This is a genomic window from Methylobacterium sp. J-048 (genome assembly GCF_022829515.1).
In the GTDB taxonomy this organism is placed as follows: Bacteria; Pseudomonadota; Alphaproteobacteria; order Rhizobiales; family Beijerinckiaceae; genus Methylobacterium.
This window is the reverse complement of sequence record NZ_JAKSYL010000137.1, coordinates 121,611-138,857: the sequence shown is the minus strand read 5'-3', so window position 1 is coordinate 138,857 and position 17,247 is coordinate 121,611. Positions and strand designations below refer to the sequence as shown.

At 71.0% G+C, this 17,247-nt stretch carries 20 protein-coding genes; 13 read left to right on the top strand and 7 right to left on the bottom strand.

The window, feature by feature from the left end:
* The 8 genes from MKL09_RS13290 to MKL09_RS13255 all read left to right on the top strand — a co-directional run.
* Positions 1 to 258 (top strand): hypothetical protein (locus MKL09_RS13290; RefSeq protein ID WP_244020721.1); only part of this gene is annotated, 258 nt, incomplete at its 5' end.
* Between the two features lie 42 nt (positions 259 to 300).
* Complete coding sequence (locus MKL09_RS13285) at positions 301 to 699, top strand: DUF3775 domain-containing protein (RefSeq protein WP_244020720.1); 399 nt, start codon at positions 301 to 303, stop codon at positions 697 to 699.
* Positions 700 to 722: 23 nt separating this feature from the next.
* On the top strand, positions 723 to 2,012 hold the full coding sequence (locus MKL09_RS13280; RefSeq protein WP_244020719.1) for an App1 family protein: 1,290 nt from the start codon (positions 723 to 725) through the stop codon (positions 2,010 to 2,012).
* 281 nt (positions 2,013 to 2,293) lie between these two features.
* Positions 2,294 to 3,394, top strand: coding sequence for an alpha/beta hydrolase (locus MKL09_RS13275; protein ID WP_244020718.1), 1,101 nt, complete (start codon positions 2,294 to 2,296; stop codon positions 3,392 to 3,394).
* A 151-nt stretch (positions 3,395 to 3,545) separates the two neighbouring features.
* Positions 3,546 to 3,803 carry a hypothetical protein gene (locus MKL09_RS13270; RefSeq protein WP_244020717.1) on the top strand — a complete coding sequence of 86 codons (258 nt, stop codon included), beginning with the start codon at positions 3,546 to 3,548 and terminating at the stop codon, positions 3,801 to 3,803.
* Positions 3,804 to 4,192: 389 nt separating this feature from the next.
* On the top strand, positions 4,193 to 5,359 hold the full coding sequence (locus tag MKL09_RS13265; RefSeq protein WP_244020716.1) for an MFS transporter: 1,167 nt from the start codon (positions 4,193 to 4,195) through the stop codon (positions 5,357 to 5,359).
* 65 nt (positions 5,360 to 5,424) lie between these two features.
* Complete coding sequence (locus tag MKL09_RS13260; RefSeq protein ID WP_244020715.1) at positions 5,425 to 7,611, top strand: primosomal protein N'; 2,187 nt, start codon at positions 5,425 to 5,427, stop codon at positions 7,609 to 7,611.
* 77 nt (positions 7,612 to 7,688) lie between these two features.
* Positions 7,689 to 8,051 (top strand): STAS/SEC14 domain-containing protein, encoded by a 363-nt coding sequence (locus tag MKL09_RS13255; RefSeq protein ID WP_243960671.1) that lies wholly within the window; start codon positions 7,689 to 7,691, stop codon positions 8,049 to 8,051.
* A gap of 6 nt (positions 8,052 to 8,057) precedes the next feature.
* Here the strand turns inward: MKL09_RS13255 and MKL09_RS13250 are convergent, their stop codons facing one another.
* The 6 genes from MKL09_RS13250 to MKL09_RS13225 all read right to left on the bottom strand — a co-directional run bounded on the left by MKL09_RS13250 (position 8,058) and on the right by MKL09_RS13225 (position 12,699).
* Complete coding sequence (locus MKL09_RS13250) at positions 8,058 to 8,447, bottom strand: hypothetical protein (protein WP_244020714.1); 390 nt, start codon at positions 8,445 to 8,447, stop codon at positions 8,058 to 8,060.
* Positions 8,448 to 9,234: 787 nt separating this feature from the next.
* Positions 9,235 to 9,441: a Trm112 family protein gene (locus MKL09_RS13245; RefSeq protein ID WP_243963683.1), complete on the bottom strand. Its 207-nt coding sequence runs from the start codon at positions 9,439 to 9,441 to the stop codon at positions 9,235 to 9,237.
* A gap of 13 nt (positions 9,442 to 9,454) precedes the next feature.
* Positions 9,455 to 10,120, bottom strand: coding sequence for an LON peptidase substrate-binding domain-containing protein (locus MKL09_RS13240; protein ID WP_244020713.1), 666 nt, complete (start codon positions 10,118 to 10,120; stop codon positions 9,455 to 9,457).
* A 58-nt stretch (positions 10,121 to 10,178) separates the two neighbouring features.
* Positions 10,179 to 11,093 (bottom strand): thioredoxin, encoded by a 915-nt coding sequence (trxA, locus tag MKL09_RS13235; protein ID WP_244020711.1) that lies wholly within the window; start codon positions 11,091 to 11,093, stop codon positions 10,179 to 10,181.
* Positions 11,094 to 11,164: 71 nt separating this feature from the next.
* Positions 11,165 to 11,632 carry a hypothetical protein gene (locus MKL09_RS13230; protein WP_244020710.1) on the bottom strand — a complete coding sequence of 156 codons (468 nt, stop codon included), beginning with the start codon at positions 11,630 to 11,632 and terminating at the stop codon, positions 11,165 to 11,167.
* A gap of 92 nt (positions 11,633 to 11,724) precedes the next feature.
* Positions 11,725 to 12,699: a glutathione S-transferase family protein gene (locus MKL09_RS13225; protein ID WP_244020708.1), complete on the bottom strand. Its 975-nt coding sequence runs from the start codon at positions 12,697 to 12,699 to the stop codon at positions 11,725 to 11,727.
* Positions 12,700 to 12,937: 238 nt separating this feature from the next.
* Between MKL09_RS13225 and MKL09_RS13220 the strand changes: the two genes are divergently transcribed.
* Entirely contained in the window at positions 12,938 to 13,162 is a 225-nt protein-coding gene (locus MKL09_RS13220) for a hypothetical protein (protein WP_244020706.1), read from the top strand.
* On the opposite strand, the gene MKL09_RS13215 is transcribed toward MKL09_RS13220, so the two are convergent.
* A complete protein-coding gene (locus tag MKL09_RS13215; RefSeq protein ID WP_244020704.1) occupies positions 13,156 to 14,097 on the bottom strand; it encodes an alginate O-acetyltransferase AlgX-related protein in 942 nt (313 codons plus the stop codon). The two genes, MKL09_RS13220 and MKL09_RS13215, sit on opposite strands and share 7 nt — an antisense overlap.
* Positions 14,098 to 14,271: 174 nt before the next feature.
* Between MKL09_RS13215 and MKL09_RS13210 the strand changes: the two genes are divergently transcribed.
* From MKL09_RS13210 to MKL09_RS13195, 4 genes are all read left to right on the top strand, one after another.
* Positions 14,272 to 15,396, top strand: a complete 1,125-nt coding sequence (locus tag MKL09_RS13210) for an SPL family radical SAM protein (protein WP_244020701.1) — start codon at positions 14,272 to 14,274, stop codon at positions 15,394 to 15,396.
* Positions 15,397 to 15,423: 27 nt separating this feature from the next.
* Positions 15,424 to 15,942 (top strand): 2'-5' RNA ligase family protein, encoded by a 519-nt coding sequence (locus MKL09_RS13205; protein ID WP_244020727.1) that lies wholly within the window; start codon positions 15,424 to 15,426, stop codon positions 15,940 to 15,942.
* Between the two features lie 31 nt (positions 15,943 to 15,973).
* The gene (locus MKL09_RS13200) at positions 15,974 to 16,732 is read left to right on the top strand and encodes a phosphatase PAP2 family protein (protein ID WP_244020699.1); all 759 of its coding nucleotides are present in this window, start codon (positions 15,974 to 15,976) and stop codon (positions 16,730 to 16,732) included.
* A gap of 100 nt (positions 16,733 to 16,832) precedes the next feature.
* On the top strand, positions 16,833 to 17,201 hold the full coding sequence (locus tag MKL09_RS13195) for a PilZ domain-containing protein (RefSeq protein WP_244020697.1): 369 nt from the start codon (positions 16,833 to 16,835) through the stop codon (positions 17,199 to 17,201).
* Positions 17,202 to 17,247: the final 46 nt, after the last annotated feature.

Below are 17,247 nucleotides of genomic sequence, written 5' to 3'. Positions count from 1 at the left end.
GGGAGCGCCCAGGCCCGGATCGATCGGCGAGAGGATGTGGCGACACTTGAAGAAAGGCCATCAAAACTATCGACGGGAACCGTCCAGGCAGCATTTACAGATGTCACGTCTATCGCCGCTGTCGATCCGGTTGTTCGGAGGTTCTTCCAGCCTCTAGCCGACGGTCATGCCGCCGGGAAGTGGCGCGGACCACGCAAGGACGACCAACCCGTTCGACGCGGCGAACCCGGCGCCCGCTCGCCCGTTGTCGCGGCCTGAGGGTCGAACGTCAGACCCGGTGAGCCGTCCGGAGAACACAGCATGGATATCCCCGTCGAGACCGTCACCGACATCGTTCTCCGGCTGCGCGCCATCGATGTGAAGGAGGGCGACACCGATCCGGATTCCGGCTCGAACCCGATCGACGACGGCTCCACCGACGTCCTGACCTCGGGCACCGACGACGCCACCGAATCCGAGGTCCGCGGCGCGATCGCCGGGCTGGACGACGATGCCCGGGCCGAACTCCTGGCCCTGCTCTATATCGGCCGCGGCGACATGGAGCCGGAGGAATGGGGTGAGGCCGTGCGCTTCGCCCGGGAGCGCGAATCCGTCGGTGAGGGCGCCGTGAAGGAGTTGCTGAGTGCCCCGGATGCCGGAGACCTCCTGGAGGAGGGCCTCGACGCGATGGGACTCACCCCCGAATTGCCGCAGGCGTGAGCCCCTGACCGGAGATCAGCGGCATGGCTTCACGGGTTCGCCGCGGCGTCACCAAGGCGCTGCGGGTCCTCACCCGCCCGGTCCGGCGTGCCCAGGGGCATGGCGGCACGGGCCTCGGCGGGCTCGTGGTCGAGCCGTATCGCGGCTACGGCTCACGGGCCGAGATCTTCCTGATCGGCCGCGTGTTCCGGCAATCCCCGGGCATTCCCGGAGAGGATCCGGATTCCGTGCGGGCACAATGGCGCGACCTGCGTCGCCGCATCGCCCGGCGCACGGTGGCAGGCGCCGCGATCACGGCGCGGTTCGGCGGTGACGAGGCGCGGGTCGAGACCGACCGCGACGGCTATTTCCGCCTGCACCTGCATCCGCGCGCCCTGCCCGGGCGCCCCGGGGCCTGGCAGCCGGTGGACCTCGTCCTCGAGGACGCGACGCCGATCCCCGCCGAGGGCGCGGTGTTCATCCCGCCCGACGGCTGCCGCTGCGTGGTCGTCAGCGACATCGACGATACGGTGATGCGCACCGGCGTCGCCAACAAGCTGAAGATGCTGTGGCGGTTGTTCGTCGAGGATGCCGACAGCCGGGTCGCGTTTCCCGGCGTCGCCGCCCTGTACCGGGCCCTGCACGCCGGCGCCGGCGGGTCCGAGGGCAACCCGATGCTCTACGTGTCCCGCGCCCCCTGGGGCCTCTACGAGATGCTGTCCGAGTTCTTCCAGCGGCACGGCATTCCGGTGGGACCGGTGCTGTTCCTGCGGGAATGGGGCCTGTCCTGGACGCACCCGCTGCCGCGCCGGGCCACCGATCACAAGCAGGCGCTGATCCGCCACATGCTGTCGCTCTACCGCGACCTGCCGTTCGTGCTGATCGGCGACAGCGGCCAGCACGATCCGGAAGTCTATGCCCAGATCGTCGAGGAGCATCCCGGGCGGGTGCTCGCCGTCTACATCCGCAACGTCTCCAACGACGCCGCCCGGGTGGAAGAGATCGTTCGCCTCGCCGGGGCCGTGGCCCGCTCGGGCTCCAGCCTGGTGCTCGCCGCCGACAGCGTCGCCATGGCCGAGCACGCGGCCGGGATCGGCCTGATCGCCGCCGACGCCGTCGCCCGGGTCGCCGACGAGCATGCCGGCGCCGACACGCCGCCCCGTCGCGACACCGCCCGGATCACCGCAGAGCCCACCGCCCCCGGTGAGACCGCACCCGAATCCGCGATCTCCGCCGACGCCGTCGCGGATGCCCTGGTCGCTGACGGAACCGTGCCCGCCACCGTGGTGGTCGAGCCGGAACACCCGGCCGCCCTGCCCCGGGTTGTGGGGTGATTGTTTGGGGGACCGAGTTGTCCCTTCCGCACCGTCATTGCGAGCGCAGCGAAGCAACCCAGGGCAGCGCGCGATCCCCGAAGGTGGCGGTTGACTGGGTTGCTTCGCTGCGCTCGCAATGACGGCAAGGGGTTCAAACCTCCGTGCAATGCCCAGACCTCCGGGAGAAAAACGAATCCCACCCTGCAATCCGCCACCCACCCCTGTAACCATCGCAAACGAGTGCCCCTGGGCCCGCAACGACGGGCCACCGCACGGGGCCGCTCGCCGGAGGAAACCCGATGCGCCTGAGCCTGCCCGCCCTGCTGATGATCGCGCTCGGCACGCACGCCGCCTTCGGGCAGGCGGCCCCCGTGGCCGAATTCAAAGGCCTGGAAGCCGAGATGGGTGCAGCCAACGCCGCGCCCGGACCCCGCACGGTGCCGGGCCGAGTCATTCCCGTGCCCGACACCGTCAGCCCGGACTTCCGCAACGCCGTCGCGGCACCCTACCGGGCGCCGGCCTGGAACGCGAACCCGCCGGACGCCGCCGGCTGGAGGGCCCTGATCGACCGGCTGGCGGCGGCCGGCGCCGCGACCCTGCCCGCGCTCCGCGAAAAGCTCGGCGTCACCAGCGAGGCCGCGGTGATCGGCGGCGTGAAGGTGTTCGTGGTCCAGCCCCGGACGATCCCGGAAGCCAACCGCAACCGGCTGCTGCTGCACATTCACGGCGGCGGCTACGTCTACAATCCGGGCGAGGCCGGCACCCTGGAGGCGATCCTGATGGCCGGGCTCGGCGGCTACAAGGTGATCTCGGTCGATTACCGCATGCCGCCCGATGCCCCCTACCCCGCCGCCATGGACGACGCGACCGCGGTCTGGAAATCCATGCTGGCCATGCAGAAGCCGCAGAACATGGGCGTGTTCGGCACCTCCACGGGCGGCGGCATGACCCTGGCGCTGATGCTGCGCGCCAAGGCCGAGGGCCTGGCCTTGCCCGCCGCGATCGGGCTCGGGACGCCGTGGTCGGACATGACCGAGACCGGCGACAGCTACCGGACCAATGAATGGCTCGACAACGTGCTGGTGAGCTATTCCGGCTATCTGACCCCGGCGGCCAGACTCTACGCGGCCGGGCGCGATCTGAAGGATCCGCAACTGTCCCCGATCAACGGCGACTTTACCGGCCTGCCCCCGGCGATCCTGATCAGCGGCACCCGCGACCTGTTCCTGTCGAACACGGTGCGTACCCACCGCAAGTTGCGCGCTGCCGGGATCGAGGCCGATCTCCAGCTGTTCGAGGGCATGTCGCACGCCCAGTACCTCGCGGCCCCGAACGCTCCGGAGACCAAGGAGGTGTTCGGCGAGATGGCCCGGTTCCTGGACGCGCATCTGGCCCGCTGAGACGCCGGGGCTCGGCACCTTGTGATGGAGCGCGCTCTCACCATGTTGCAATGCAGCATTTCGGAGAACGCGCTTCTCGTCCCGAAGGGGCCTCCTAGGTTGTGGCGCTCGCGTGCCGGCCCCCACTCGCCCCGATTCCCGGAGCCCATCCGTGCAAACCTATACCCTCGCGATTGCCGACGGCGTCCTGTTCGCCTGCCTGCCCGACGAAGCCGACATCTCGGCCGCGATCGCGGACGCCACCGCGACCAATTACGGCTTCGGCCTCAGCCTGGACATCGTCCGCGGCGCGACCCTGACGAACGCCAAGGGCCCGCAGGACGAGGTCGTCTGGCAGGAGGGCTCCGATAGCGAACTGCTGGATGAGCAGGGCCGCCGCTACCGCTACGCGGTCCGCCGGCACTCCTGAGAGGCGCGGGACACGCGCGCCGTCGGGCGAGGCGTCCCATCCGACGCGCGTCCCGCCCCTCTGGAAGAAATCCCATACCGCCACCTCGTCCCGAGGTACGGACGCGCAGCGGCTGCTTCGAACTTGGCTTCGTCGGCCCAATCGGCGCTCAAGCCGACAGTCACGGTGCCGAAGCGGTGTTCGCGGAGGGCGCGCGATCGGATGACGCCGTGCGCATACATGCGGCTGATCTCTGAATCGTCAGGACAAGACAGTTCATCCGGCGCAATGATTTGATTTAGCGATCCGGATGCCGTTGTCTGGCCGTGGGCTTGCGGACGTGTCCCCGCCCACCGATCGGACCGGCATGCCGTCCCGCCCTCCGCCCGCGTCCTGACGAGGCTGCTCCGATGGATCCGGGCGCGCACGGCACGGCTTGGCGGGGCGGCCTGTCCCGCTTCCTCCTCCTGTACGCCGCCCTCTACGGGGCCTACGGCTTCCTCTCGCCGATCCTCCCCGGCTTCCTGGCGGCACGCGGCCTGAGCCCCGGAGAGATCGGTATCCTCCTGGCCGCCGCCGGCGCCCTGCGGCTCGTGGTCGGGCCGCTCGCCGGCGCCGTCGCCGACCGGCGCCGGGCCGGGCGCCCCGTCCTGGCGGCGAGCGTCGCCCTCGCAGGTCTCGCCGTCCTGGCACACCTGCCCGGGGCGGGCTTCTGGGCGCTCCTCGCGCCGGCCCTCCTCTACGCGGTGGGAACCGCCGCGCCGGCGCCGCTGGCCGACGCGCTGGCGCTCGCCGCCGCCCGGGGCGGGACCGTCTTCCAATACGGCTGGGTCCGGGCCGCCGGCTCGGCCGCCTTCATCGCCGGCACCGGCGCCGCCGGCGGCCTGATCGCCGCGTTTGGCCTGGCGGCCGCCCTGGTGGCGAGCGGCGGATTGTTCATCGCGGCGGCGGGCGCGGCCCTGGCGCTTCCGGTCCGTGACGGCGCGGCGAAGAATCGCGAAATGCCGTGGCACAACTTCGCGGGGTTGCTGCGGCTGCCGCGCTTCCTTCGCGTGGTCTTCGCGGCTTCGCTGGTGGTCGGCGCCCATGCCATGCATGACGGCTTCGCGATGATCCTGTGGCGCGGCGCCGGGATCGGGGCCGGAACCGCCGGGCTGCTCTGGTCCGGATCGGTGGCGGCCGAGGTCTTGGTCTTCCTGCTCGCTGGCCCGTGGCTCCTGGCGCGGATCGGGCTTCCGGCCGGGGTCGCGGTCGCGGCCCTCGCCGGCGCCCTGCGCTGGGCGACGCTGGCCTCGACCACAGCGATCCCGATCCTCGCCGCTGCGGAGCTCCTGCACGGGCTGAGCTTCGCCCTGCTGCACCTCGCCTGCCTCGGGCTGATCGAGGCGGCGACGCCGCCGGAACGCCGGGCCACCGCGCTGGCGCTCTACGGAACCCTGGGGCTCGGCCTGTCCAGCGTGCTCGCCACCCTGGCCTCCGGGGCGCTCTACGGCGCGTTCGGGGCGCCTGCCTTCTGGGCGATGGCGGCCCTGAGCGTCGCCGCCCTGCCCCTGGTGCCGGGCCTCCGGGACCGCTGAAGCCGCGAGTTCTTTTCCCGGCCGTGTGGTACGGACCCGGAACGGACCCACCCGATACGCCCCGCATGCCCTTTGTCGCCGAGATCCTGATCCCGCTGGCGCTCGATGCGCCCTACAGCTACGCCGTGCCCGGCCCCCTCGACCTCGCGGTCGGCGACGTGGTGCAAGTGCCGCTCGGGCCCCGCGAGATCGTCGGGGTGGTCTGGGGCCTGGCCGAGACCGCCGGCGGCTCGAACCTGCGCCCGGTCACGGGCCGCCTGCCCTACGCGCCGCTCTCCGAGCCCCTGCGCAGCCTGGTCGACTGGATCGCCCGCTACACCCTCGCGCCCAAGGGCTCGGCGCTCGCCATGGTGTTGCGCCTGCCCGACGAGGCCGCCGCCGCCGAGACCGCCCGGGTGGCGGTGCGCCTCACCGACAAGGCGCCGACCCGGCCGACCGCTTCGCGGGCCAAGGTCCTGGCGGTGGCGGTGGACCGGGCGCTGCGCGGCAAGAGCGCGCTCGCCAAGGAGGCCGGGGTCTCGCTCTCGGTGATCGACGGCCTGATCGACGACGGCGTCCTGGAGACCGTCGCGGTCGAGCCCGAACCGGTGGCGCCGCGGCCCGACCCCGACTTCCCGCGGACTCCGCTCTCGCCGGCCCAGGCCGAGGCGGTGACGGAGCTGGTCGAGCCGTTCCCGTGGCGGCATCCGGAGTCGGACTCGGCCGACAACCGGCCGATCCTGCTCGAAGGCGTCACCGGCTCGGGCAAGACCGAAGTCTATTTCGAGGCGGTCGCCGCCTGCATCCGGGCCGGGCGGCAGGCGCTGATCCTGATGCCCGAGATCGCCCTGACGGCGCAGTTCCTCGACCGCTTCGCCCAGCGCTTCGGGGTCCGGCCGGCGGCCTGGCATTCCGGCATCGGCGGCAAGCGCCGCGAGCGTCTGCGGGCGGCCGTGGCGGCCGGCGAGGCTTTGGTGGTGGTCGGCGCCCGCTCGGCCCTGTTCCTGCCCTTCGCCCGCCTCGGCCTGATCGTGGTCGATGAGGAGCACGAGGCCGCCTACAAGCAGGAGGACGGCGTGCATTACCACGCCCGCGACATGGCGGTGGTGCGCGGGCGCCTGGAGGGCTGCCCGGTGGTCCTGGCCTCGGCGACGCCCTCGATCGAGACCCGGGTGAACGCGGCGCGCGGGCGCTACCGCCACGTGCTGCTGCCGGAGCGCTTCGGCGGCCGGCGCCTGCCCGACATCGCCGCCATCGACATGCGCAAGGACCAGCCCGAGCGCGGCCGCTTCCTGAGCCCGCCCCTGGTCAACGCCGTGAAGGCCACCCTTGAGCGCGGCGAGCAGGCGCTGCTGTTCCTCAATCGAAGGGGCTACGCCCCGCTGACCCTGTGCCGGGCCTGCGGGCATCGCTACCAGTGCAAGAACTGCTCGACCTGGCTCGTGGAGCACCGGTTCCGGCGGGCGCTGGTCTGCCACCAATGCGGCTATACCGAGCGGCGGCCCGACGCCTGCACCGAGTGCGGCACCTTCGACAACCTGACCGCCTGCGGCCCCGGGGTCGAGCGGATCGCCGAGGAGGCCGCCGGGCTGTTTCCCGACCGCCGTATCGTGGTCCTGTCGAGCGACTTTCCCGGTGGCGCCGACCGGCTGCGGCAGGAGCTGGAGGCGGTGGCGGCCGGCGAGTGCGACCTCGTGATCGGCACGCAGCTGGTGGCCAAGGGCCACAACTTCCCGGGCCTGACCCTGGTCGGGGTGCTGGACGCCGATATCGGCCTGACCTCGGGCGATCCCCGGGCGGCGGAGCGCACCTTCCAGCTGCTCCAGCAGGTCACCGGCCGGGCCGGACGCGGCGACAGACCCGGGCGAGCGCTGGTGCAGACCTACCAGCCCGAGCACCCGGTGATCGCCTCGCTGCTGTCCGGGGATGCCGAGCGCTTCTACCAGGAAGAGATCCAGGCCCGCGAGGCGGCGGGCCTGCCGCCGTTCGGGCGGCTCGCCGCGCTGATCGTCTCGGCCGCCGAGCGCGAGGTCGCGGAGGCCCACGGCCAGGCCCTCGCCCGCGCCGCCGACCCGCCCGAGGGCGTGATGGTGCTCGGGCCGGCGGAGGCGCCCCTCGCCCTGGTCCGGGGCCGCTACCGGTTCCGGCTACTGGTGAAGACCGAGCGCAACATCGACATGCAGGCCTATCTGCGCGCCTGGATCGCCCGCGGCCCGAAGGTGCGCGGCAACGTCAAGGTCGCGATCGATGTCGACCCGCAGAGCTTTTTGTAAGACACTGCCCGCACGGGCAGCGGACCCGCGGCCGGATCCCGGCGGCGGAACGCGTGCGGTTCCCGGAGGAGCGATCAGTGCTGACCTATACCAAGACGCCGGATTCGAATGTCGCCGAGATCGTGGTCGACGGCAAGATCTCCGACGAGGAGATGAACACCGCCATGAACGCCATGAAGGCGGACCTCGACAAGGGCGGCAAGATCAAGCTGCTCGAGGATATCCGCGCCTTCGAGGGCATGGAGCCGGCCGCGTTCTTCAAGGACCCGCGCTTCGGCATCTCGATGATGAAGAGCGTCAGCCACGTCGCCCTGGTGACGGATGCGCCCTGGCTGAAGGCCCTGGCCGAGACCTTCAACTTCGTCTCGCCGACCCAGATCAAGGTGTTCGAGCGCGCCCGCCTCGCCGAGGCCCGCACCTGGCTCGCCGGCGCCGCCTGACCGCGATCAGTCGGCCTGCGCGGTGCGGTCGTCCCGGCGCCGCGCGGTCCAGCGGCCCGAGCACAGGGAGGCGACCTTCCAGGTGCCCGAGCCGGTGCCGGCCTGGAGCCGCCCGGTCCCGGTGCCGCTCGCCGTCCCGTTGGTGACGGCGAGCCCGACGCTGCCATCTGCGCCGACATGGCCGCTCACCCGGGCGCCCGCGCCGCCCGAGGCCAGCTGCACCTGCCCCTCCCGGATCGCCAGCGCGTAGGAATAGCGGGCGCTGCACAGGCCGCTCTCCGTCACCAGCTCGACCGACCACGTCCCGTTGTTCGCGCCCGGCTCGGCACGGGCCGGCCGGGAGGCTGCGAAGGACAGGCCGGCGGCGAGAATGGCGGTGGCGACCAGCTTGATCATGCGGGACTCTCTTTCAGCAATGCACGCGCCGCCCGTTCTGGCGCGCCGGATCACACTCGTTGACGGAGGATGACTCCATGCTGAACGAGAGAAGCGGCGAGAGTATGGCCACGAATTTTTGGGGATGAGATCAGGATCCGCCGGCGGTTGGATTTGAAATAGCCACGCTGCGTTTTGCGATTGCTTGGCGGTATTGGCGGGGCGGGCGGGCGTTCGTTCGAATGTCGTGTTCGGATCTTCGATGAATGAGCACGGCGGCGCAACCCACGTGCCTCTCCCTCCCCCCTCTGCGGGCTACGGCCTACACAGTTTTGAGGCACGGCGCTGTTGCAGGCCGCGACGCGCCCCCTCTTCCGTGCGGGATAGGGTCGGGGTGAGGGGCCAGGTCTTTCCGGAGAGGTCGCACCCCTCACCCTGTCCCTCTCCCGCACGGGAGAGGGGACCCGCGTCACTTCTGCCAGCGGCAGGACCACGGCTCTGACCGAAACCTGTATAGCCCGTAGCTCTGCGAGGGAGGCTGGCCCCGGCGTCAGCAGGGGTCGGGAGAAGGGAGCGACGGTGTAGAACAGGGCTTCCCCGTCATGCCGGTCGCGCCCTTTCCTGAACCCGGGTTCCCCTCTCTCGACCTTCTTCGGGGGCCACCCTCCCCCGCAGAGGGGGGAGGGAGACACGCGCCATCGTTGGATCGGGCTTTGTGCCGGCGGCCTATGGACGACGCAAAACGTGTCGTGTGAAGCCAGGTGCCCCTACGGCAGGCGTTTCACGGGTTCGCGACCCCCCCCCGCCCTCAATCCGTCAGCGGGCGTGCCTCTTCCGGCAGCATGATCGGGATGCCGTCGCGGATCGGGTAGGCGAGCTTGGCGGAGCGGCTGATCAGCTCCTGGCGGGCGGCATCGTAGTCCAGGGTGCCCTTGGTCAGCGGGCAGACCAGGATTTCGAGCAGCTTCGGATCCACGCGCGTCGCCTCGACGGGGTTGGTGAGGTCGTTGGTCATGAGGTCGTGCCGCCTATTGCATCGTCGGTTCGGGGCCGGAGCCGCGAACCAGTTCCATCTGCGTGACCGCGATCAGGATCTCCGCCCGGGTCTTGAGGTCGGAGGCCTCCAGCATCGCCTGCTTCTCGCGGACGCCGAACGGGCTCATCATGCAGAGGGCGTTGACCAGCGCCTCGTCGGGCGCCTCGTCGATCCCGGCCCAATCCACCTTCAGGTCGTTCGACTCCACGAAGTCGCGAAGCGCCTTGAGGACGCCGTCGCGGTCGACCTGTTCCTCACCCGCACGCGGCTCGAAGTCCACCGCGAAGTCGTCGTAGGAGACGTGGCAGCGGCGGTAGGCGCTGGTCGAGGCCAGCTCGCTCTCCACCCGGAACCGGCTGATGCCGGTCAGCGAGACCAGATAGCGGCCGTCACCCGTCTCGGCGTATTGCGTGATCCGTCCGGCGCATCCGACCCGGTAGAGCTTGGGGTTGGCAGCCCCCGAGCCCTCGGGATCGGGCTGGATCATGCCGATGACCCGGTCCGTGCGCATCGCATCGTCGATCATCGACAGATAGCGCGGCTCGAAGATGTTCAGGGGCATCTGGCCGCGCGGCAGCAGCAACGCGCCGGGCAGCGGGAAGACCGGGATGACGGCGGGGCAATCCGCCGGGCCCTTGTAGCTCGCATGAGTGCTCATGGCGCCTCCCGGTTGGGCCAGCTGAGTCGGACGGTCCGCCCCAGCGCGAGTCGATGCGTCACGAGAACAGGAGCGCCGAGAGCTTGCGCCGTCCCCGGATCGTGTCGGGATCCATCACGCCCCAGGCCTCGAAGAACTGCAGGAGCTGCTTGCGCGCCGCATCCTCGTTCCAGTCCTTGTCCCGCTTGCGCAGCTCGATCAGGTGATCGACCGCCTGACCGCGCTCGCCTGCGGCGGCGAGACCGAGGGCGAGGTCGAACCGCGCCTGGTGGGCGTCCGGGTTGGCCTCGACCTCCCGCTGCAGCCCCGCGAGGTCGCCCAGCGAGGCGGCCTGCTCGGCGAGTTCGAGGGCGGCGCGGATGCCGGTGAGCGCCGGGTCGGCGGCTTTCGCCTCCGGGACCATCGCCAGCACGCGCTTGGCATTCTCGATCTCGCCGGCATCGAGCTGCATCTTCGCCAGGCCGGCGAGTGCCGTGACGTTGTCGGGCTGCTGCTCCAGCACGGCCGCGTAGATCTCGGAGGCGTCCGCGAGGTCGCCCTCCTCGATCAGGGCGGCGGCGTCGGCGAGCGCCAACTCGACCGGATCCTGGGCGGGGCCGGCGACCCGGTCGATCAGCTCCTTGATCTGGCTCTCGGGCACCGCGCCCATGAAGCCGTCGACGGGCTGGCCCTTCTGGAACACGATCACCGCCGGGATCGACTGGATGCCGAGCTGGCCCGCGATCGAGGGATGGTCGTCGATGTTCATCTTGACCAGGGCGACCGCGCCCTTGGCCGCCTTGACCACCTTCTCCAGGACCGGCGTGAGCTGCTTGCAGGGGCCGCACCACGGCGCCCAGAAATCGACCAGGACTGGCCGATGCATCGACTCGGCGATGACATCCTGTCGGAAGCCCGCGGTGGTCGTGTCCTTGATCAGGGCATCGGTATCGCCGGCCGGGGCAGCGCCGCCGGCGAGGGTATCATTCAGCATTGGCCTGGCTTCGGAACTTTTTCGTGGAGCGCCTTAGATGGGGCTTCGGACCGGCTCTGACCAGCCCAAACTCACCGCGCCGGCGCCCCGGGGGGCGCCGTCTCCGCGGCCTTGGCGGCGGTCACGAAGGTCCCCGCGTAGGCGTGGCCGTCCGCGGTGCTGGCCTCGCAGGTGATCGCGGTCCGGCCGGGCTCCGGCGTCGAGAACCGGCAGGCACCGATCGCCAGCGTCGGCGCGCCGTCCTTGCCCACCATCACGAGGTTGATCGGCTGCAGCGGGTCGGTCTCCTCGGTGGCTTCCTGCTGGGCGCCGTTGCCGCTGAAGCTCAGCGCCTGGCCGTCCGCGGCGCTGAAGTCGAAGCTGGTGCGGTTGCGGCTCACCGCGTTCATCAGCACGTTGCCGCAGGACGCGCTGAGATCGCGCCCGTCGACGACCAGCTTCTCGCAGGTCCCCTCCAGCTTGAGCGCCGCCTGAGCCTGCGCCGCGCTCGGCACGGTGAACAGGGCGCAGAGCAGTGCGAGGCGCAGGCGTGTGGTCATGGCGGGCCGGGTCTCCTCCGTTTGCCGACGAACTAGGCGTGCGGGGCCGCCTGTCGAGGGAGGCGCGCCGATCGGTCCGGAGCGGCCGGGCCCTAGCCGAAGCGCAGGGCACGGTCGTTGGGAGCGGAGAAGTCCAGATCCGGCCCCAGGGGCACGATCCCGGTCGGATTGATGGTCGGGTGGCTCTCGTAATAGTGGCGCTTGATATGCGTGAGGTTCACGGTCGGGGCCACGCCGGGGAGCGCGTAGAGGTCGCGCAGGTAGTTCGACAGGTTCGGATAGTCGGCGATCCGGCGGCGGTTGCATTTGAAGTGCCCGACATAGACGGCGTCGAACCGCACCAGCGTGGTGAACAGCCGGATATCGGCCTCGGTCAGCCGCGTGCCGCAGAGGTAGCGGCTCCGGTCGAGGCGGTCCTCCAGGGCGTCGAGCTCGGCGAACAGGGTCTCGAACGCGGCCGCGTAGGCCTCCTGCGCGGTGGCGAAGCCGGCCTTGTAGACGCCGTTGTTCACCCGGTCGTAAACCCGCGCGTTGATCGCATCGATCTCGGCGCGCAGGTCCTCCGGGTACAGGTCCGGCCCGGTCCCCCCGAAGGCGCCGTTGAGCATCCGCAGGATCTCGGCGGATTCGTTCGACACGATGGTGCCCTGCTGCCGGTCCCACAGCACCGGCACCGTGACGCGGCCGGTATAGGTCGGGTCCGCCGCCCGGTAGATCTCGTAGAGGCGGCTGGCCTGATGGATCGGGTCCGGCGTCGCCCCCGGGGTGTCGCCGAACACCCAGCCCTCGGCGCCCATATGCGGGTCGACCACCGAGACGGTGATCGCGTCCTCCAGGCGCTTTAGCGCGCGCCCGATCAGGGTGCGGTGGGCCCAGGGGCAGGCCAGCGAGACGTAGAGATGGTAGCGCCCCGGCTCGGCCTTGAAGCCGCCCTTCCCCGAGGGGCCGGGCGTGCCGTCGGCGGTCACCCAGTTGCGGAAGGACGAGGCCTTCCGCTCGAACCGGCCGCCGGTCGAGGCCGTGTCATACCATTGGTCGCGCCAGATGCCGTCGACGAGGAGGCCCATGGTGATGTCCCGTTCACGGTGGATATCGCAGCGAGATGGGAGCCGGGCGGTGTCGGGGAAGGGGCATGTGCAGGGCGCCCGGCTACGTTCTCATCCCGCTCAAGAGCCGCGTGCAACGCAGGCTTGCGCCCACGCTTCTGTTGCAGTGCAGCATAATCGGCCATCTTCACGACACCCGCCCGCCGCTGCGCGCCCGCAGCGACCCCGGCCCGGCGGGGGACTGGATGGAGCTTAAGAGATGTCGTTCGCGTTGGTGCCCGTCGCAGAGGCGGCCCTGTTCACCCTGGGGTGCCTGATCATCCACACCCTCCGGCGGCACGCGGATCTCGTCACGGCGACGCTCGCCTGCGTGGCGACGCTGCTGGTCCTGATGATCGGCATCGCCTGTGCGCCGGAATCCTTCACCAAGTACCAGGCGGCCAGCATCACCGAGTTCGCCCGCCTGGATCCGGCGATCTACTGAGCCGGGGCGGCTTTCATCTGCGCCACACGCCCGCCGGTGCCGCGCTGGCCCGACACCGTCACGTCGAAATCGTCCTTCGGGAGCCGGGCCAGGAAGCGCTCGGCCAGCTCGAACAGCAGGATGTCGGGGCGCACGCGCTCGATGTAGGCCCAATCCAGGTTCGCCGACCACACGAAGTGGACCTCGCGAAAGCTCTCGGCCAGCAGCCCGGTCAGCAGGAACGGGTCGAAATGCGCGCAGGAATCGCCGAACAGGACGAGGCGGCGCGGATCGGCCGCCTCCGTCTCGTTCCGGTAGACGACGTGGGCGCCGACATGCGCCTCCCGGTCGCGTCCTTGCGCCTCGTAGGCGGCGAGCATCGGGCCGACCTCAACTCGCTTGGCGTCACGCTGCAGCATGAACCGGTCCAGCCGCTCCCGGGGCTGCCCGGGGAGCTTCTCGCCGAGGTCCATCACCGCCTCTGAGACGATCTGCGGCCGCGCCCCGATATCGGCCGGCGGGATCGCCCCGAGGGCGCGCATGATCTCGCGATAGGCGAGCAGGCAGCCCTGGATGGTCCAGTGCGTGTCCGTGCGCAGGTACAGCGGCGCCGGGCCGTCGCGGCCCGCCCGCAGCGGGGCCAGGAGATCGAGATAGGCCGGGTGCCGGGCCAGGCGCCGCGCCAGACGCCGAGTCGAGGCCTTGGCCGGGGCGTAGCGCAGCCCCTCGACCTTGTCGTCGTAGACCGACAGCTTCTCCGGAACGATCACGTGCAGGCAGCGGATCCCGAGGCTTTCGGCGCGGCGCGCTCGGGCTTCGATCAGCCGCGTCCAGCCGCGCAGCAGCAGCCAGTGCCGCAGGCCGCCCCGGTAGCGGTCCATGACGCGGTTGCTGCCGCCGATGAGGAACAGCCATCCGTCGCGGCCGACATGTACGTTCTCCCTGCCTGCAGCCATGGCCGTGCTTTAGAGCCGTTCCCGATCGGCTTGCAATCGCGAACGGTTTCAAGCTTCGGGCCTCACGCGCTCGCTTGAGCCGAACCGGTCATCGCGACGGCGGCGAGTGCTTCGGCCGCACCGCTCCCCGACGTCTGGGGCGGACCCGGCGCGGAGGGCATGCGTTCGACAAGCATGTCCTCGTCCCCTGCCCTGCTGCCCACGCCGGCAGCCGACCGCGCCGATCCGGCCCGCCCCCGCCCGGCCCGACTCTGGCGGCCGCGCCGGGTGCTGGTGACCCCGGCCGCGCTCGATTTCGCCCATGGGCGCGCCATGGCGGAGCGCGCCGAGGCGATGGGGTTGTCGGTGGAACGGCTCGCCGCCAACCGGCTGACCGGCCTGCGCGATGCCGATCCGCGCAAGGCCTACACTTCGGCCAAGGCGACCCTGGCGATCACGGTGGCGCCGCCGACCAAGCTGCGGCTCCAGCCGATCCCGCCCTCGGCCGACTGGCGCTTCGATTTGGCGGAGGGCTGCCCGGCCCATTGCCAGTATTGCTACCTGGCCGGCTCGCTCCAGGGCCCGCCGGTGACCCGCGCCTACGCCAATCTCGATGCGATCCTCGACAACCTCGCGACCTATGCCGGCCAGGGTGCCGTCACCTCGGCCTCCGCCGAGCGGGCGCATGAGGGCACGACCTTCGAGGCGTCCTGCTACACCGACCCTCTGGGCATCGAGCACCTCACCGGCTCGCTATCGGCGGCGATCCGGCATTTCGGCGCCTGGGACGCGCCGGTGCAGCTGCGCTTTACCACGAAGTTCGCAGCCGTCGCGCCGCTGCTCGACCTGCCGCACAACCGGCGCACGCGCATCCGCTTCTCGGTCAACGCCCGCCCCGCCGCGCGCTACGAGGGCGGCACCGACCCGCTCGACGCGCGGCTCGCCGCGATGGCCGCCATGGCGCGGGCCGGCTATCCCGTGGGCCTGACCATCGCCCCGATCATCCCGGTGGAGGGCTGGGAGGACGCCTATGCCGGGCTGATCCGCGACGCCGCCGATATGCTCGCCGGCATCCCCGATCTCGACCTGACCGCGGAACTGATCACCCACCGGTTCACGCCGATCTCGAAGGCGGTCCTGCGCAGCTGGTATCCGGGCTCGGACCTGCCCCTCGACGAGGCCGAGCGGGTCGAGAAGCGCACCAAGTTCGGCACGGTGAAGCACGTCTTCCCGAAGCCGCTGATGCAGGCGATGCGGGCCCATCTCACGGCGTGTCTGGCCCGCGACCTGCCGGCCGCACGGGTGCTCTACTGGACCTGAGCGAGTTCAGGCGCCATGTCGCCCCGCATGCATGACGCGGCCCCCCTGATCCTGACCCTCGCCTTCGACGAGCCGACCTTCGCGCGCTTCGACGGCGAGCGCCGACGCAACTTCCCCGAAGCCCTGAACTTCATCCCGGCCCACGCGACGCTGTTCCACCATCTGCCGGGGGACCGGGAGCGCGGCGTGATCGAGGCCATCACGACGCTGGCCCGCACGGTCCCGGCACCTGGGGTCGCCGTCACGGGCCTGCGCTTCACCGGCCGTGGAGTCGCCTACGTCCTCGAATCCGAATCGCTGTCGAACTTCCGGGCCCGGCTCGCCAAGACCTTCGAGCCCTACCTCACCGCGCAGGACCGGCAGGGCTGGCGCCCGCATGTGACGGTGCAGAACAAGGTCGCCCCCGACACGGCGCGCGCGCTCCACGCCGACTTGGCGGACGGCTTCGCGCCGTTCCATTTCACGGCACCCGCGACCCGGTTGTGGCGCTATCTCGGCGGCCCCTGGGAGGCCGTCGCCGTTCTGGCCTTCGGGGAGAATGCCTGATGGTCCGCACGTTCATCGGGAAGTGCGCGCCATGAGCGCGCCCGGTCGCTTGCAGCACAATCCGCTCACCGGCCGCGCGATGGCGGTCTGGCTGCGCCTGCGGCTGAACGAGGTCGGCCCGCTGGTCGCCCTGCTGGGCGTCAGCATCCTCGGCTACGGGTTCTTCTACCTCGCCCACGAGGTCGGCGAGGGCTCGACCGCGGCGCTCGACCGCAAGATCCTGCTCGCCCTGCGCAATCCGGCCGACCTGTCCGACCCGATCGGGCCGCCCTGGCTCGAGGAGACGATGCGCGACATCACCGGGCTCGGCAGCGTCTTCACGGTGCTGTTCCTGACCTGCGCGGTGGCGGCCTATCTGGCGGTCTCCGGGCGGCGCCGGATCGGCGTGTTCGTGCTCGCCGCGGTCGGCAGCGGCGAGTTGGTCTCGACGGTGCTGAAGCTGTTCTACCAGCGGCCGCGGCCGGATCTCGTGCCCCACGGCATGGAGGTGTTCACCGCGAGCTTCCCGAGCGGCCACGCCACCATGTCGGCCATCGCCTACCTGACGCTCGCGACCCTGGTCGCCCGGGTCGATCGCAACCGCCGGGCGAAGGCTCTGGTGCTCGGGCTCGGGGTCGGGCTGACGCTGCTCGTCGGACTCAGCCGGATCTATCTCGGCGTGCACTGGCCGAGCGATGTGCTGGCCGGTTGGTGCATCGGGGCGGCCTGGGCCTGCCTGTGCTGGTTCGTGGCCCTCCAGCTGCAGCGGCGAGGCGAGGTCGAGGCGCCGGACCCACCGCCCCCGGCCTGACCGAGCCGTTAAGGTAAACTGGAGGTTAAGGTGGACCTCAGGGTGCCATCCGGGCTCGATTGAGGTTGTCGGAACGACCGATAACCTGAGGACCGCGATCGTGATCGAGCGTCGCCAAACCGCCCGCCGCCGCGTCTGCCTGGGCGGACGCGTCACGATTGCCGCCTTCCTGCCCGAGATCGACTGCGTCGTGCGCGACGTCTCGCTCGGCGGTGCCAGGATCGGCGTCCCGGCAGAGGCCACGCTGCCGGATTGCTTCGACCTGTTCATCCCCTGCCGGAACGAGACCCGGCGCGCCTTCGTGGCGTGGCGGGCGGGCGCGACGATCGGCATCGGGTTCGCGGAGACGCTGGCGGCGTCCGAGCCGGCAGCGCTCGCTCGCCGCCTCGCCGACAGCGAGGCCGAGGTCACGCGTCTGCGCGCCGCGTTGCTCGGTGGAAACGACCGGGCGCCAGCCTGCGTTCACTGACGGGACAGCGCCGATAGCGGACGCTCGACCCACGTCGCGGCGATTC

Coding starts and splice junctions, on each gene's coding strand:
- MKL09_RS13260 (WP_244020715.1), top strand. CDS start 5,425: ATGCCCTTTGTCGCCGAGATCCTGATCCCGCTGGCGCTCGATGCGCCC.
- MKL09_RS13220 (WP_244020706.1), top strand. CDS start 12,938: ATGTCGTTCGCGTTGGTGCCCGTCGCAGAGGCGGCCCTGTTCACCCTG.
- MKL09_RS13245 (WP_243963683.1), bottom strand. CDS start 9,441: ATGACCAACGACCTCACCAACCCCGTCGAGGCGACGCGCGTGGATCCG.
- MKL09_RS13265 (WP_244020716.1), top strand. CDS start 4,193: ATGGATCCGGGCGCGCACGGCACGGCTTGGCGGGGCGGCCTGTCCCGC.
- MKL09_RS13285 (WP_244020720.1), top strand. CDS start 301: ATGGATATCCCCGTCGAGACCGTCACCGACATCGTTCTCCGGCTGCGC.
- MKL09_RS13250 (WP_244020714.1), bottom strand. CDS start 8,447: ATGATCAAGCTGGTCGCCACCGCCATTCTCGCCGCCGGCCTGTCCTTC.
- MKL09_RS13210 (WP_244020701.1), top strand. CDS start 14,272: ATGTCCTCGTCCCCTGCCCTGCTGCCCACGCCGGCAGCCGACCGCGCC.
- trxA (WP_244020711.1), bottom strand. CDS start 11,093: ATGCTGAATGATACCCTCGCCGGCGGCGCTGCCCCGGCCGGCGATACC.
- MKL09_RS13280 (WP_244020719.1), top strand. CDS start 723: ATGGCTTCACGGGTTCGCCGCGGCGTCACCAAGGCGCTGCGGGTCCTC.
- MKL09_RS13215 (WP_244020704.1), bottom strand. CDS start 14,097: ATGGCTGCAGGCAGGGAGAACGTACATGTCGGCCGCGACGGATGGCTG.
- MKL09_RS13240 (WP_244020713.1), bottom strand. CDS start 10,120: ATGAGCACTCATGCGAGCTACAAGGGCCCGGCGGATTGCCCCGCCGTC.
- MKL09_RS13200 (WP_244020699.1), top strand. CDS start 15,974: ATGAGCGCGCCCGGTCGCTTGCAGCACAATCCGCTCACCGGCCGCGCG.
- MKL09_RS13275 (WP_244020718.1), top strand. CDS start 2,294: ATGCGCCTGAGCCTGCCCGCCCTGCTGATGATCGCGCTCGGCACGCAC.
- MKL09_RS13230 (WP_244020710.1), bottom strand. CDS start 11,632: ATGACCACACGCCTGCGCCTCGCACTGCTCTGCGCCCTGTTCACCGTG.
- MKL09_RS13225 (WP_244020708.1), bottom strand. CDS start 12,699: ATGGGCCTCCTCGTCGACGGCATCTGGCGCGACCAATGGTATGACACG.
- MKL09_RS13205 (WP_244020727.1), top strand. CDS start 15,424: ATGCATGACGCGGCCCCCCTGATCCTGACCCTCGCCTTCGACGAGCCG.